11 protein-coding genes and 1 tRNA gene are annotated in these 15,228 nt (G+C 57.9%); 10 read left to right on the top strand and 2 right to left on the bottom strand.

Annotation, left to right across the window (positions count from 1 at the left end; translation table 11 throughout):
* The first annotated feature begins 824 nt into the window (after window positions 1-824).
* Both rne and GRX76_RS12365 read left to right on the top strand, forming a co-directional pair.
* The gene (rne, locus tag GRX76_RS12370) at window positions 825-3,953 is read left to right on the top strand and encodes a ribonuclease E (protein ID WP_160153599.1); all 3,129 of its coding nucleotides are present in this window, start codon (window positions 825-827) and stop codon (window positions 3,951-3,953) included.
* A 125-nt stretch (window positions 3,954-4,078) separates the two neighbouring features.
* Window positions 4,079-4,166 (top strand) — tRNA-Ser (locus tag GRX76_RS12365).
* A 31-nt stretch (window positions 4,167-4,197) separates the two neighbouring features.
* Here GRX76_RS12365 and GRX76_RS12360 read toward each other — a convergent pair.
* Complete coding sequence (locus GRX76_RS12360) at window positions 4,198-4,488, bottom strand: hypothetical protein (RefSeq protein ID WP_160153598.1); 291 nt, start codon at window positions 4,486-4,488, stop codon at window positions 4,198-4,200.
* 120 nt (window positions 4,489-4,608) lie between these two features.
* Between GRX76_RS12360 and GRX76_RS12355 the strand changes: the two genes are divergently transcribed.
* The 5 genes from GRX76_RS12355 to GRX76_RS12335 all read left to right on the top strand — a co-directional run bounded on the left by GRX76_RS12355 (window position 4,609) and on the right by GRX76_RS12335 (window position 12,981).
* Window positions 4,609-5,892: an MgtC/SapB family protein gene (locus GRX76_RS12355; RefSeq protein ID WP_201276807.1), complete on the top strand. Its 1,284-nt coding sequence runs from the start codon at window positions 4,609-4,611 to the stop codon at window positions 5,890-5,892.
* Between the two features lie 169 nt (window positions 5,893-6,061).
* Window positions 6,062-6,766 carry a TVP38/TMEM64 family protein gene (locus tag GRX76_RS12350; RefSeq protein WP_236250345.1) on the top strand — a complete coding sequence of 235 codons (705 nt, stop codon included), beginning with the start codon at window positions 6,062-6,064 and terminating at the stop codon, window positions 6,764-6,766.
* The gene (locus tag GRX76_RS12345; protein ID WP_160153596.1) at window positions 6,766-9,015 is read left to right on the top strand and encodes a hypothetical protein; all 2,250 of its coding nucleotides are present in this window, start codon (window positions 6,766-6,768) and stop codon (window positions 9,013-9,015) included. The genes GRX76_RS12350 and GRX76_RS12345 overlap by 1 nt, the downstream gene beginning before the upstream one ends.
* A complete protein-coding gene (locus GRX76_RS12340; RefSeq protein ID WP_160153595.1) occupies window positions 9,012-10,325 on the top strand; it encodes a glycosyltransferase in 1,314 nt (437 codons plus the stop codon). Before GRX76_RS12345 ends, GRX76_RS12340 begins: the two co-directional genes overlap by 4 nt.
* 37 nt (window positions 10,326-10,362) lie before the next feature.
* The gene (locus tag GRX76_RS12335) at window positions 10,363-12,981 is read left to right on the top strand and encodes an endonuclease/exonuclease/phosphatase family protein (RefSeq protein WP_160153594.1); all 2,619 of its coding nucleotides are present in this window, start codon (window positions 10,363-10,365) and stop codon (window positions 12,979-12,981) included.
* A gap of 19 nt (window positions 12,982-13,000) precedes the next feature.
* Here the strand turns inward: GRX76_RS12335 and GRX76_RS12330 are convergent, their stop codons facing one another.
* Window positions 13,001-13,579, bottom strand: a complete 579-nt coding sequence (locus tag GRX76_RS12330) for a beta-lactamase hydrolase domain-containing protein (protein WP_160153593.1) — start codon at window positions 13,577-13,579, stop codon at window positions 13,001-13,003.
* A gap of 133 nt (window positions 13,580-13,712) precedes the next feature.
* Here GRX76_RS12330 and GRX76_RS12325 point away from each other — a divergent pair, with 133 nt between their 5' ends.
* The 3 genes from GRX76_RS12325 (at window position 13,713) to tusC (ending at window position 15,228) form a co-directional block, all read left to right on the top strand.
* Window positions 13,713-14,396, top strand: coding sequence for a Bax inhibitor-1/YccA family protein (locus GRX76_RS12325; protein WP_160153592.1), 684 nt, complete (start codon window positions 13,713-13,715; stop codon window positions 14,394-14,396).
* Window positions 14,397-14,465: 69 nt separating this feature from the next.
* Window positions 14,466-14,858 (top strand): sulfurtransferase complex subunit TusD, encoded by a 393-nt coding sequence (gene tusD / locus GRX76_RS12320; RefSeq protein ID WP_160153591.1) that lies wholly within the window; start codon window positions 14,466-14,468, stop codon window positions 14,856-14,858.
* A 4-nt stretch (window positions 14,859-14,862) separates the two neighbouring features.
* On the top strand, window positions 14,863-15,228 hold the full coding sequence (gene tusC, locus GRX76_RS12315; RefSeq protein WP_160153590.1) for a sulfurtransferase complex subunit TusC: 366 nt from the start codon (window positions 14,863-14,865) through the stop codon (window positions 15,226-15,228).

Here is a 15,228-nt window from a genome sequence, read left to right as displayed (position 1 = left end):
TTTTTGGGGGGTTGCTTCGCATGGGGCGCATGATAGCCGCAAGCCAGGGGCTTTTGAAGCGGCGTGATTGATGCTGAATTGGCACCGTGGTATATTCGGCCGGCCTGAATTGGGGCTGGTTTTCGGCGGTGCACGGTTTTTCTGCTATACAAAAACTCAGGTGCCGCTCTTGAGAAAATACCGCCAGTCGGGCCGGTGCGCGGATTGCCGCGTTATCAACAAAACTTTGTCGGTGAGACTCCTCGAGAGCGCGTCGCAAGATGGTGCCCAGGGAATGCAGCCAAAGCTGTCACTCCTGAAGCTCTCGCCGACCTTACCCCGCCAAATGCGGGATTTTTGCGAAGGTAAGACGGGCTGACGCCCGCAGCGCTTGAAAACAAACTCGACTCGTTACATCACGCTCTGAGAATCAGACGCCAGCGACCGTACTGGCCCCCGGCGCGCCGCCAGAGATGCCAATGCACTCCAGGGCCGTCGGTAACTACCAGGCATTGACCACAAGGGCCCAGCCACGAGCCGGCCCCAGAGCCAGAAGAAAGATGTGACCCATGCTCCCCCAAACCGGGAAGCAGTTGGGACCCGCCCCAGTACTTATCGGGGCCGGCCCAACAGGATTTGAATGCTGTACTGACTTCGTCGGCATTCAGAGTTAACAAAGTATGCAGCCCCACAGGCACCCGTTTGAGGTGACCCCTGTCTTGAGGCGCATACGACCACGGCGATGAGTGACCGGGCATCCCCCGCTGCCACCGCCGTACCCTCTCAAGCCCTGCGAGCTTCAGCGGTGTTTTACCTTCGCGCAATTGCAAGGATAAAACTAACGCATGAAGAGAATGCTGATCAACGCAACCCAGCCGGAAGAGCTGCGCGTTGCCCTGGTCGATGGCCAATGGCTGTACGACCTCGACATCGAAAATCGCACCCGCGAACAGAAAAAAGCCAACATCTACAAAGGTAAAATCACCCGCGTAGAACCCTCCCTGGAAGCAGCCTTTGTTGACTACGGCGCAGAGCGCCATGGCTTCCTACCCCTGAAAGAAATCTCCCGCGAATACTTCAACAAGTCCCCGAAAGACATCGATGGCCGCATCAAAATCAAAGATGTAGTCAAAGAAGGGATGGAAGTCATCGTACAGGTGGACAAAGAAGAACGCGGCAACAAGGGTGCCGCCCTCACCACCTTCATCAGTCTCGCCGGTCGCTACCTGGTACTGATGCCGAACAACCCGCGCGCGGGCGGTATTTCTCGCCGCATCGAAGGCGACGAGCGCAGCGATCTGCGCGACGCCCTGTCCAGCGTGGAAGTGCCTTCCGGTATGGGCATCATCGTGCGCACCGCCGGCGTTGGCCGCAGCGGCGAAGAACTGCAGTGGGACCTCAACTACCTGCTGCAACTGTGGACCGCCATCAAGAAAGAAGCGGACGAGTCCAAAGCACCCCACTTCCTGTTCCAGGAAAGCAACGTCATCATCCGCGCCATTCGCGACTACATGCGCGACGACATCGGCGAGGTGATCGTCGACGATAATGGCGCCTACCAGCTGGCTGCAGAATTCGCTCGCCAAGTCATGCCGAACTACGCCAACAAGGTGAAGTTCTACGACGATAATATCCCGCTGTTCAATCGCTACCAGATTGAAAGTCAGATCGAGACCGCCTTCGAGCGCGAAGTGAAACTGCCCTCCGGCGGCTCCATCGTAATCGACATTACCGAAGCGCTGATCGCCATCGACATCAACTCCTCCCGCGCCACCAAAGGCGGTGACATCGAGGAAACTGCGCGCAACATCAACCTGGAAGCGGCAGACGAGATCGCTCGCCAGCTGCGCCTGCGCGATATGGGTGGCCTGGTGGTCATCGACTTTATTGACATGCAGAACAAGTCCAACCAGCGCGAAGTTGAAAAGCGTATGGAAAAGGCGCTCGGCATGGACCGCGCCCGCGTTCAGGTTGGCCGTATCTCCCGCTTCGGCCTGCTGGAAATGTCCCGTCAGCGCCTGCGCCCGTCTCTGAGCGAAACCACTCACCGCGTCTGCCCCCGCTGTAGCGGCCAGGGCACCATTCGCGGTACCAAGTCACTGGCCCTGTCCATCCTCCGACTGGTGGAAGAAGAAGCGAAGAAAGAGCGCAGCGCAGAAATCCGCGCGATCACCCCGGTGAACGTCGCCACTTACCTGCTGAACGAAAAGCGCAAGGCCATCTCCAACATTGAGGCCCGCAACAGCACCCGTGTGGTAGTGGTCCCCAACGCTGACCTGGAAACTCCGCATTTCGAAGTACTGCGCCTGCGCGACGACGACTCCGGAACCCTGGAAACTTCCTACAAAATCTCCGGCACCATTGAAGAAGCCGCAGACAAGAACAAGGAAGATGAGCCACTGCGCGCCCCTGCCCAGCCGGCAGTGCAGCAGATCGCCCACACGGCACCGGCCCCCACCCCGGCCGCCAAGCCCAAAGCGAAAGCCAAGCCACAGGCCGATGAAAAGCCTGGCCTCTTCAGCCGCCTGATCAGCGCCATCACTGGCCTGTTCAGCAGCGAGGAAGACGACGACCGCAAGAAACACAAGAAGTCCAGCGGTCGCGGCAAGGGCTACCAGCAGCGCAACCGCAACCAGCGCGGTGGCCGCGGACGCGGACGCAACCAGCGCGGCAACCGCCGGGACGACCAGCGTCGCGACGAACGTAGCGAAGAGCGCAAAGATGACAATCGTCCCAAGCGCGGCGACAAGCGCCGTGACGACAGCGAAGCCGCCGAGCGCCGCAGTGACAACCGCATCGATACCCGTGACAGCAACCGCGATAGCGGGCGTGACGGACAGCGCGATGGTCAACGGGAAGGCCAACGAGAAGGACAGCGTGAAGGACAGCGCCGTAGCCGCCGACGTCGCGGCGGTGATCGTGGCGAACGCCGCAACGACCAGCAAGGCACCGCCGCAGAAGTCGAAAACACCAATCTCGACAATGCAGCAGCCACTGTAGATTCCAGTGATGATCAGCAGCGCCCTGCCCGTCGCCCCAGCAATGTACGCGCCCGCCCGCAGCCCCGTCGCCGCGGCCGTCGTGGTGACAGCAGTGCAGAAGGCAGTGAAGAGGCGAGCACCCAGGCCGCTACCGAGCAGCAGGAACTGAACCGCGAAGTCAATGAAGCCATTGACACCGCGGAGCGTGAAACCGGCAACAAGCCGACCAAACGCGAACAGCCTGTCGCCAGCACTGAGACCAAGCCGGAGCGCAAACGCGAGCCAAAAGCGAAAGTCGAAGAGCCGACCGCAGAAGTTGCCCCGCAAACGCCATGGGCCGATGCCAAGCTGAAATCCGAGCAGAAAGCAGACGAGCCCAAAGCTGAAACCGCAAAAGCCGCGGAGTCCGCCGAAGAAGCGACTGCAGCCAAGCAAGAACCGACCGCCAAAACAGAAGCGGCAGCTCCTGCTCAAGCCGAAGCACAAACGGTAGCGCAAGCGGAAGAAAAGGCGCCAGAAGTAATAGCCGAGCCCGAAACTGCCAAGCCAGTAGCAGAAGCGACACCAGCCATTTCCGAGGAAGCACCGGCTGAAAATACTGAAGCCGAAATTGCTAGCAGCGAAGTAGAGCCAGCGGTAACTGAACAGCCTCAACCTGCTGGTACTGCTGAAGCAGCTAGCGAACCAGTGACCGCTGAAGAAGCAGAAGCAGTGGCTCCGGCCGCTCCGGTAGAAGCCGCACAGCCAGCGGTCGCCTCTACCGGCGGCAAACTGACACGCGCCAGCAATGACCCCCGAATCAACCCCAAACCACTGGGCGAGTTCGAAGTCATCACCGCGCGTCCAGAAGTTGGTGAACTGCGCCCGCTGGATACTGCACAACCAGCGGATATCGAGCACAGCCCGCGCCCATTGCAGCGCCCTGCCAACGACCCCCGCGTCAAGCGCAGCGCGCCAGTGGAGAGCACCGGAGATTCTGCGGAAGCCGGCTGAGTTCTCAACCAGTAAAGACAGTGGGTTAGCTGTTCAAAAATGCAGCTAACCCATTGAACTTACTAAAAAAATTGCCTGCGCACTTGTACCGGGAAAACATGCCGGTATAATGCGCCGGACAAATTGGTGGGGTGGCTGAGTGGTCGAAAGCGGCGGTCTTGAAAACCGTTGACTGTAACAGGTCCCAGGGTTCAAATCCCTGCCCCACCGCCATATTGAAAACCCGGCTTTATGCCGGGTTTTTTTATGCCTTCACTTGCAGATTTCCCTGCAGTTCCTCAGCGACCAAAACCGGCGTTACGCGAACCTCCGCGTGCAACGCTATAAAGAAAGGTTCATTGAGTCGCACCAGCTCTCCTTGATGCTTTGCCTCGAAGATAAACAGCGCGGCGCGCTTCCCTTCACGCACAAAAAAGTACGCCGCTTCCGGCTTTGCTTCCTTCTCGAAATCCTCAAAAGCTTTTTGCAAACTCCCGTCACTGACGGCCGCGTTCCCTTTCTCCACCGGAATGACCACTTCCATCATTAATCGCATCTCACTTCCCTCACTGAAGAACGCCCATAAAAAACCATAGGAGAAGGTTCAGAGCATTAACGAAGCTTGTTGTGCCAGCGCGTGAAGAGTTCGTGATTTCTGCCGATACTGCTGTGAGCAATGAACAAAGCACCTGACACCACCGCCATCACGTCCCCAATGGTCGACACCGACAGTATCCTGTCGTTCGCTATCGCCCTGGGGCTCGGCCTGCTGATAGGTCTGCAGCGGGAGCGCACTGGCGACCGCCTGGGCGGCATCCGCACCTTCCCCCTGATCGCACTGTTCGGCGCACTGACCGCAGAGCTCAGTCTCTACACGGGAATGAGCTGGCTGATGCTCACTGGCCTGCTTGCGATGACGGTATTGATCCTGCTTGGGAATGTGGAGCGTCTGCGCGGTCATGACGACTACAGTGGTGTCACCACAGAAGTGAGTGCACTGCTGGTGTTCTTGTTAGGCGCCTTCCTGGTCCTGGGTGACAAAACGGTGGCGGTCGCGGTTGGCGGCACCATTGCCGTGCTACTACATTTCAAGCCCGGCATGCACGCCTTCGCCGAAAAGCTTTCGGAAAAAGACCTGCGCTCAATCATGCAGTTTGCAGTGCTGTCACTGATTATTTTGCCGATACTGCCGAATCGCACCTTCGGGCCCTATGACGTGCTCAACCCCTTTTCAATCTGGCTTCTTGTCGTGCTCATCGTGGGCATCAGTCTTGGCGGTTATGCCGCTTATAAACTAGTCGGCGCGAAGGCGGGCACGCTGCTAAGTGGCCTAATCGGTGGACTTATCTCTTCAACTGCGACGACGGTGACCTACGCCCGACTTGCCCGAACACAGCAGAAAGCGGTAGGCCTGGCAGCCCTGGTGATACTGATCGCTTCGACCAGTATGTTTATTCGCATGTTCGTGGAGGTAAGCGTCGTTGCACCGCGCATGCTCGGCGCATTACTGCCACCACTGATTACGCTATTCACGTTAAGCCTGCTGGTCTGCGCCCTCTCCTTCTGGCGGATACAACAGCGGGAAAGCGCCATGCCCGAGCCCAGTAACCCGGCAGAATTAAAACCAGCCCTTATTTTTGGTGCCCTGTACGCTCTGGTGATCCTTGCCATTGCCGCCGCCAAGGAGCACTACGGCCACCGCGGCATCTATATCGTTGCCTTGATTTCAGGATTTACCGACGTGGATGCAATTACGCTTTCAACCGCCAATCTTGCCGGGTCTGGCAATCTCGCCACCAATACCGCTTGGCGAGCCATGGTAATTGCGAGCCTTGCCAATCTGGCTTTCAAGGCGGGCGCGGCGGGATTTCTCGGGGGGCTTCCCCTGCTTCGACAGGTTCTCACCCTCTTTGCCATACCTTTTTTCGGCGGTATCGCCTTGCTCTGGTTATGGCCATAGCAGAATTCTGAATAGCGTCACGCCACGAGTATTTCACTCGAATATATAGCGCCTGATGTAGACACACCCGTCACTGTGTTAGCTAGTCTTAAAGGTACAAACATATCGACCCCGATTGGCTCTTTGGGATTCAACCCCCAAAATGCAGACTCCACCGGAACATTATGGCGTGAAATTTTCCCCGATCTGGCTACTCATCATCAGTGTCGTCACAGTCGCTGTGGTTCTGGCAATCTTGCACTATTTCGATCTGGACGATCGCCTGATCGAATTGATGCAATGGATGGACACCCTCGGCTGGCAAGCGAGTATCTGGTTCATTCTGGTGATTGCTGTCGCCATTGTTTTCCTGTTCCCCGGGGTGATTTTTACCATGGGGGCAGGTTTCGTATTCGGGGTGATCAAGGGGACCATTTACGTGGTTGTGGGCACAACACTGGGTGCAGCCATCGCGTTTCTGATTGCCCGCTATCTATTCGGTACACGCACCTCTGCCTGGGTGATGTCCAAAATCAAGCCCGACAATCTCGGCGAGATTGTGCGTGACGAAGGTTGGCGCATGATCATGCTGACGCGCATGGTTCCGCTATTCCCGTTTAAGCTTACCAACTACTTTTTCGGGTTGACGCCACTGAAGTTTCGCGACTTTGTACTCGGCACATTTATCGGCGTAATTCCCATCACAGTGAACAATGTCTATGTCGGCTCTATCGCCGCGGATCTCGCGAGCATTGGCAGTGAGCGCGTCGAGCGGACACCGACGGAATGGACCCTGTATGGTCTGGGATTTGCATTTGCGGTATTCGCGATTATCGGCCTGACCCGCATGGCGCGCCGTGCACTGAAACAAAAAATCGACAAAGGAGACCCCTAATGCCCTGGATGAAATGGCTTCCCTGGCGGTTCTTCGTACGCAAGTTCGCCACCGCACACGGCTTTCTCGACCCACTGGCGGTGATGGCGCGGTTGCAGCGCTTTGCCGAGCCCTCGGAAGTCAGTGAGCCCATCGAGCTCCTGCGTGCCGGGGTAATTTTTCACGCCCGCGCGCTGATGAACAGCAAAGTCATCCAGCACAATCTGGATTGGGTCTGGCCCTACTGGATCGAGCGCCAGTTTGACCCGGCGGATGTGTCGTTTATCCCCCGCGCCTTTTCCATTACCCACTGCAACCTCAGCCACCGCAACTGGACCGCGGTGGGCGTTCCGGGTAGCGAGGAAATGCCGATTGTTGACCCGCGCGGCCTGCTGGTCCCCCATTACGATGGCTGGTCTGTCGATAGCTGGGTCATCGGCGATGACGAGGTTGACCTGTATCCGTCCAAGTGCCAAGAAGGCCAGGTTACACAAAAACTGGACTTGAAAGACGGCGTTGCGGTCGTCACCGAATCCGCCAACGACCGCAGCCAGCTTGCGAGCCGGGTTTGGGCGGAGCTGGACACAGGCAATAACAATTGCCATATGCAATTGCGTGCAAGTCATCAACAGGGCGGCTGGCTGGTGGTTGCTTTGCGCCCCTGCAACCCCGAAGGGGTCGCCTTCATCAATAAGATTTCGCTGGACAGCAATCGCAACAGTTGGACGGTGGATGGGAAAGACCGGCTGTATTTTGACCGCCCGGTTGATCGGCACCACGCCTCAGACTACCGCAAAGGGGATATTGCTCTGCACCTGCGGGATCAGGGCAACGAAACCCATACGGAATGCGAAGTCGGCATGGCGACGGCCGCCGCGCTGTTCCGTATCGAGCCCGGCCAGACTGTCGATACACTGATCAGTATTCCACAGCACTGCAAACTGAACAGTGCCAATGCCCGGGATGACTGGAAAGCAAACCTCGACCAGCACTGCACAATGTCGGTCCCGGATGCAGAAATGCAGTTTCTGTACGATGCCGCGGTGCGCACACTGATCCTGCACTCTCCCCACGATGTGTATCCCGGCCCCTATACCTACAAACGGTTCTGGTTCCGTGACGCGGCTTTTATGATCCAGTCTCTGCTCCACGCAGGACTGCTGGACAGAGCCGAGCGGGCCCTGGAGCGTTTCCCGTCGCGGCAAAAGCGCAACGGCTATTTTCACTCCCAGGACGGCGAATGGGACTCCAACGGTGAGGCGCTCTGGATTATCGATCAGTACTGCCGGATAACCGGCAACAAGCTGAAACAGGAGTGGCTGGACCCGGTGTTACGGGGCTCCCAGTGGATTCACAACAAACGCTTACCCAAAGACGGCAGCCTAACCGGCGGTCTACTACCCGCCGGTTTCAGTGCAGAGCATCTGGGGCCCAACGACTGCTATTTCTGGGACGACTTCTGGGGTATTGCCGGGCAACAATCCGCGGTGGCCATCTGCCAGCGTGAAGGCCATACCCTCGATGCAGATACCTTCCAGGCACAGGCCGACGACTTTATGTTGACCGTCGATGACGCGTTGCAAAAGTGTGCCGCCCGCCTGAAACGCCCGGCCATGCCCGCCTCCGCCAATCGTCGGCTCGATGCTGGTGCCATTGGCTCCATTGCCGCGGGTTACCCTTTGAAGCTTTACGATGAAGACGATCCCCGCCTGTTGGATCTGGTGGAATTTCTGCTGGAAAACTGCTTTGTATCCGGGGGCTTTTTCCAGGACATGATCCACTCCGGGATCAACGCCTATCTTACCATTCACGTTGCCCAGGTATTGCTGCGCGCGGGAGATCCGCGCTGCATTGAGCTAATGCGCAACGTCGCCAAACTTGCCTCCCCCACCGGCCAGTGGCCGGAAGCCATACACCCGCATTCATTCGGCGGCTGTATGGGCGATGGCCAACACGCCTGGGCCGCCGCCGAATGGGTCACCATGCAGCGCAATTGCTTCGTACGCGAGGAAGGCGATACCCTGATTCTCGCGTCCGGTTTGCCGCCGGAGTGGTTAAGCGATATCAATGCCCAGGAAATGATCTGCTTCGGGCCGGCGCCTACACATTTCGGCACCATCTGGATAGAGATTATTCCGGGAGACACCCCACGTATTTCCTGGCGCGGCAAGTGGCACAAAAAAGCGCCCCCCATTGAAGTGCGCGCGTTTGGGTACCACCATGTAACCCCTGAGCGTTTTGTAAAAACTGTGGAGCTGCAGCCCAAGTGAACATCGTCATGCTCACCAACACCTATCTGCCCCACGTAGGCGGTGTAGCGCGGTCGGTCGATGCCTTCTGTCGCGAATACCGCAAACGCGGCCATCAGGTATTGGTTGTTGCACCGGAGTTCTCAGAAAAAATCGCCAATGAAAAAGATGTTGTCCGCATTCCTGCCATCCAGAACTTCAACGGCAGCGACTTTTCTGTTGCCCTGCCCCTGTCACTGGAGCTGACCGAAAGGCTGGATTTTTTTGAACCTGACCTGGTGCATTCGCACCACCCCTTTCTTTTGGGTATGACCGCGTTGCGTATTGCCCGCAGCCGTGAAATTCCGCTAGTTTTCACCCACCACACACTCTATGAGCGCTACACCCACTATGTACCGACAGATTCCGAAGCGCTAAAGCGTTTTGTCATTGAGTTGGCGACGCGTTACGGAAACCTGGCAAGCATGGTATTCGCTCCCAGCGAAAGCGTTGCCGACCTGTTGCGTGAGCGCGGTGTCCAGTCTCCCGTAAACGTCGTGCCCACCGGGGTTCAGTTGGATAATTACCGTAACGGTGATGGCATGGCAGCGCGTCGGCAATACGGCATTCCCGAATCGGCCTTTGTTGTTGGCCACCTCGGCAGGCTGGCCGCGGAAAAGAATCTCAATTTCCTGTCCGAAACTGTCCTCGAACTGATGCAACGAAATACGGATATCCATTTTCTGGTAGTGGGCACTGGCCCCATCGAAAATCACATCCGCACACTATTTGAAGCCCAGGGCCTATCCGATCGGCTACACCTGACCGGCACCTTGCAGGGCAACGCCCAGCGCGATGCCTACAGTGCAATGAATGTCTTTGGCTTCTCCTCCACCAGCGAAACCCAAGGTATGGTACTCACGGAAGCCATGGCCGCGGGTGTACCCGTCGTTGCACTGGATGCCAGCGGTAGCCGCGAAGTAGTGGAAGATCGTGTTAACGGTCGACTGGTCCTCAAACACTCTACCCGGGAACTACTTGCCGCCCTGCAATGGGTGCACGACCTGCCCAATGGAGAATACGCCAACCTCCGCCAGGCTGCGCTGGCAACGGCCGAGCGTTTTTCCATGGAAAATTGCGCCACCAAAGCCCTGGAACATTACCAGTCGCTGGTACATCAACACTGGCCTCTCGACGACTCCCTCTACGCCCAGTGGATGCGACTGAGGAATATGATCGGCGCACAATGGGAAATCCTGGAAGGTGTGACCAGCGCAGCCAGTGCCGCCCTGGACCTGGATCACTTGGGCGGCTCACACCATTCCGATCGCTCGGGCAACAATCATCCTTGAAGATGGCCCCCTGAAGTAAAGAGATGAATCGCGCCCCATGATGACCCGTATCGAGAGCACCTTGCGCCGCTGGCGCCGCCGCATCAGCCGTAGCGAATGGCTCGCGCGCATGCTCAAGTTACAAATCAATGAGCGTGACCCCGATGCCCCAGCTCTGGTCCTGATTCAGGTAGATGGCCTCGCGCGACCACAACTCGACAAAGCGTTGGCAGAAGGCAAGATGCCATTCCTGAAAAAGCTGATCGAGAAAGAGCACTACCACCTGGATCATATGTACTCCGGAGTACCCGCCACCACCCCGGCGGTACAGGCCGAGATTTTTTACGGAGTAAAAGCGGCAGTACCGGCCTTCGGCTTTATGTCGTCCGATTCGCAGGAAATGCTGCGAATGTACGAATCCAACGCTGCCAATAAAATCGAGAAGCGCCTGACAGATGCAGGTCACGAACCGCTGTTGCAGCAGGGCAGTTGCTACGTCAGTGTATTTCGCGCCGGTGCCGATAACGACGAATCCCACTTCTGCCCGGCATCCCAGGGCTGGGGACCTTCGCTCAAGCAAGCCGGCCCCCTGGCCTTGCTCATCCTGCTGCTGGCAAACCTCTGGAGCCTGATACGCACGGGCGCTCTGGTGTTGCTGGAGCTGGTGCTCTCTATCGCCGACTTTATCCGCGGCCTTACTGACGGGCAGGACTTTATCCGCGAACTGATGTTCATCCCCACCCGCATCGCAATCACTATCCTGCTGCGTGAGCTCTCTACTGTAGGGGTCAAAATCGACATCGCCCGCGGCCTACCGGTGATTTACATCAATTTCCTGGGGTACGACGAACAGTCTCATCGCCGCGGCCCCAGTTCCAAATTCGCCCACTGGACCCTGAAAGGCATCGACGATGCGATTGCACGCATCTGGCGCGCCGCTCACCGCTCGTCCCGTCGCCACTACGACGTGTGGATTTACTCAGACCACGGCCAGGAAGACAGCACCCCCTACGAAACATTACACGGGCGCAGCTTTGCCGACGCAGTGAGCGAGGCCCTGTCAGGCCTTCCGCAAAAGCCCCAGGGTTACAGCGCCAGCAGCAACCACGGTGTCCAGCTACAGCGGGTACGCCTATTCGGCGGGCAATGGGTTCAGAAGCTCTTCCCCATCAAGCCCCCTGAGAGTCATCGCGAGGGCGAAGCCCCCATGGCACTTTCCGCCATGGGGCCGCTGGCACTTTTGTACAACATCCACTGCAAGGACACGCCACCATCCGAGATCGCCCGCTTGATCGTGGAAAAGACTCAGGCGCCCATGGTGTTGTATGAGGACAAAACCAGCACTACCGTGACCGAAGAGGGAGAAACCCTGAGCAAGGTCCGCGGCTGGTGGCGACACGGCGCCTTTTCCCTGCCGGAGGATGGCCACAAGGTACTGGGGCCCGACCACCCTTTCGTGGACGAAGCCGCCGAGGATTTGGCCAACCTTTGCCGCCACCCGGATGCCGGCGATTTTGTTGTCAGCGGCTGGTGTGCGGGTAATGAAAGTATCAGTTTTGCAATCGAATGTGGCAGCCACGGTGGTGCGGCCCCCAACGAAACCCATGCCTTCGCACTTATGCCCGGGGATATTCACTTCCCCGGCAATGGTCGCAAGCACTGGCGGCCCCGGGATATTCGCAATGCGGCACTGGCTTTCCTGAAGGCACATCCGGCGCAGGAATTGAAATCACCACCGGCGATAATGGTCGCCCCACAACCGGCGGATAACACGCAACCCGGGAGTGGGTCCGCTACTCAAGCTGCTCCGTCACCCGAACAGCCAGCAAACCAACCAGCTCCACATTCAGCAGTGCCACCAGCGGAGAAAACGCGAGCTACAAAAAGCCGTCGAGCGGAGCGCAACCGTGAAAACCTGCGGGTGATGACCTACAACGTGCATATCTGCAAAGGTATGGACGGCAAGCTATCACCGGAGCGGATAGCCCGCGTCATCGCCCGCTACTCACCGGATATCGTCGCTTTGCAGGAAGTGGATGTACGCCGCCAGCGCACCGGCGGCGTCGACCAGGCCCACCAGATATCCAGGCTGCTCTCTATGGACTGCCACTTCCAACCAGCCATGCACATAGAGGATGAGCGTTATGGGGACGCCATCATGTCACGGCACCCCATACGGCTGATCAAGAAAGGGATTCTTCCCGGGCCACCGGAGCACTCACGACATCACGGTCGTGCGGAACCCAGGGGGGCCCTGTGGATGGAACTGGATTTTCACGGTACCCGGGTACAGATATTCAATACGCACCTTGGCCTGGCGAAGGCCGAACGGATGCGGCAGATCGACGCACTACTGGGACCGGAATGGATGGGCAATGGCGACTGCGGCCGCCCGCGCATTCTCGTCGGCGATTTCAATGCCCTCCCCGGTTCTGCTGAAATCAAGCGGTTGAGCGCAGTGCTTGATGACGCCCAGCTCAAACTACCCGGGCACAAACCGAAAGGGACATTTTTCAGCCGCCTACCCAAAGCGCGCATCGATTACGTGTTTGTGGAACAGGCACTGGAGATCAACGATATCCACGTGCCGCGCAGTGAGCTGACACGATTGGCATCCGATCATCTGCCGCTGATCGTGGACATCCGGTTGCCGCTTACAAAATCCGACACGGAATGACTGTGTCGACAAATTCCGCCTACTGCAGCAGCGCCCGCACCTGCTCTTCACGGGACGCCCGCATACCCGCGGTTCGCCCCTCTTCGATAGCAATCTCCAGCGGGATACCCTGCCTGGCCCGATAAATGGCCCAGACAGCGCCAACGCGGTTCCCAGACGCGCAGTGCAGCAATACTGGCGCTGCATCGGCGTTTTCCAGGATCTTGCCCAACTGGGCAATCAACTGATCTGACGGCGCGCCTTTCGAGACCGGCAGGTTCACATAGACCATTCCGGCGGCTTCCACCGCAGTCTGCTCTTCGGCTGTCCCCTCTTCCGGAGTCCGCAGGTCCACAATGGTCTTGAATCCCTTGTTCTTCAGGCTCTCCACCTGTGCCAGATCTATACTGCCACCAGTGGCTAATTGTGGGCGCAGGCGATTGTAATTCAGCACCTCCGCCCCCATCTTGTCTCCAAAGGGAACCTGGCTGGGCGCTTCGGTACTGGAATAGCCGGTCGCCGCCCAGAAAAGCGCGAACAGCGCGACACCCAGAGAAGTCACCTTACCGGGCTGAAAGGCGAGAAAACGCCGTGTGAACAGGGTTTTGAGCAATATCATTTCTGATCCTCGGTGGTGCACGCTAATTTGCCCCAAATTATTACAGATCGTCGAACACAGCGCCTACTTGAAGGTCTAAAGCGCTGGTTATATGATCCCGGAAGATTTCATATTCACTTGCAGGAGACGCTAGATGCGCCAAGAAGTCTATACACAGTCCGGAGCACTGGATCGCTCGGAATCCGCCAAGGTATTGCGTAACACCTACGCACTACTGGCAATGACTGTTCTATTCAGTGCAGTCACTGCCGGCATTTCCATGGCCATCGGCATGGGCCGCGGCATGAGCCTCATCTGCTCCATCGCCGCGATCGTACTGGTCTGGTTCGTACTGCCCCGTACCGCCAACTCCGCCTCTGGCGTGGGTGTGGTGTTTGCCTTCACCGGTCTGCTGGGCGCTTCTCTCGGCCCGATGCTGAACCACTACGTTGGCCTCGCCGGCGGTGGTCAAATTGTAATGCAGGCGCTGGGTACCACCGCACTGATCTTCTTTGCCCTGTCTGCCTACGTGCTGACCACCCGTAAAGACTTCAGCTTCATGGGCGGTTTCCTGTTTGTCGGCCTGATCGCGGTACTGGTCTGCGCCCTCGGTATGATGATCGCAAGCTTCTTCGGCTTCTACATGCCGCTGGCAAGCGTCGCCCTGAGTGGTGTAATTGCCCTGCTGTTCTCCGGCTTCATCCTGTACGATACCAGCCGTATCGTGAACGGTGGTGAGACCAACTACATCATGGCCACCACCTCGCTGTACCTGAACATCCTGAACCTGTTCACCAGCCTGCTGCACATCTTCGGTTTCGCTTCCGGCGACGACTGATCAGCGGACTGAGACAGTTCACACAGTGCCCCGCTCCGCGGGGCATTTTTTTATCGGTAACGCCCTCACATGCAATTCACTCTCGTCGTCTACGGCGCACCCCACGCCTCAGAAGGTGCCAGCACCGCACTGCGCTTCGCGCGAGCCGTACTAGATTCCGGCCACGGTATCTATCGCGTATTCTTTTACAGTGACGGCATTCAAAATGGTAGCGCACTAGCAGCACCCCCCCAGGATGAAACGGATTTGTTGCAGCATTGGCAGCAACTGCAGGGTGAACACGCGCTCGAGCTCAGCGTATGTATCGCTGCCGCCCAGCGCCGCGGGGTGCTGAGTGAGACGGAAGCCTCGCGCCTGGAAAAGCCCGCTGCCAACCTGGCGCCGGGTTTTGAGCTGGCCGGCCTGGGACAGCTGGCGGAAGCCACTGCACTCAGCGACCGCGTTATCACTTTCGGAGGTTGAAGTCTTGCCCCAGGTAAAATCGATTCTCGCCGTCTGCCGCCATGCGCCCTACGGTCACACCATCGCCCGCGAAGGACTCGAAGCCATCCTAGCGTGTGCCGCAATGGACCAGGTCCCGGAAGTGCTGTTTATCAATGACGGCGTCTTCCAATTACTGGAGCAAAGCCCGGATGCCATTGGCGAGAAGAACTTGCGCAGGAACCTGCAAGCCTTGCCCATGTTTGGTGTCGAAACATTGCACATTTGCCGCCGAAGCCTGGAAGATCGAGGGATCAATCTCGAAAACATCGAAATCCCTGGCGCCGAAATCGAACTACTGGAAAATCCGGGGGCTTTTATTGCCCGCTTCGATCAGGTATTGAGCTTTTGA

This window comes from Microbulbifer sp. ALW1 (genome assembly GCF_009903625.1).
Lineage (GTDB): Bacteria > Pseudomonadota > Gammaproteobacteria > Pseudomonadales > Cellvibrionaceae > Microbulbifer.
This window is presented reverse-complemented; position numbering and strand designations above follow the sequence as displayed.

What these genes read in the sequence shown, in the direction of transcription:
- rne (WP_160153599.1), top strand. Translation starts at nt 825, where the DNA reads ATGAAGAGAATGCTGATCAACGCAACCCAGCCGGAAGAGCTGCGCGTT.
- GRX76_RS12360 (WP_160153598.1), bottom strand. Translation starts at nt 4,488, where the DNA reads ATGCGATTAATGATGGAAGTGGTCATTCCGGTGGAGAAAGGGAACGCG.
- GRX76_RS12355 (WP_201276807.1), top strand. Translation starts at nt 4,609, where the DNA reads ATGAACAAAGCACCTGACACCACCGCCATCACGTCCCCAATGGTCGAC.
- GRX76_RS12345 (WP_160153596.1), top strand. Translation starts at nt 6,766, where the DNA reads ATGCCCTGGATGAAATGGCTTCCCTGGCGGTTCTTCGTACGCAAGTTC.
- GRX76_RS12335 (WP_160153594.1), top strand. Translation starts at nt 10,363, where the DNA reads ATGATGACCCGTATCGAGAGCACCTTGCGCCGCTGGCGCCGCCGCATC.
- GRX76_RS12330 (WP_160153593.1), bottom strand. Translation starts at nt 13,579, where the DNA reads ATGATATTGCTCAAAACCCTGTTCACACGGCGTTTTCTCGCCTTTCAG.
- GRX76_RS12325 (WP_160153592.1), top strand. Translation starts at nt 13,713, where the DNA reads ATGCGCCAAGAAGTCTATACACAGTCCGGAGCACTGGATCGCTCGGAA.
- tusD (WP_160153591.1), top strand. Translation starts at nt 14,466, where the DNA reads ATGCAATTCACTCTCGTCGTCTACGGCGCACCCCACGCCTCAGAAGGT.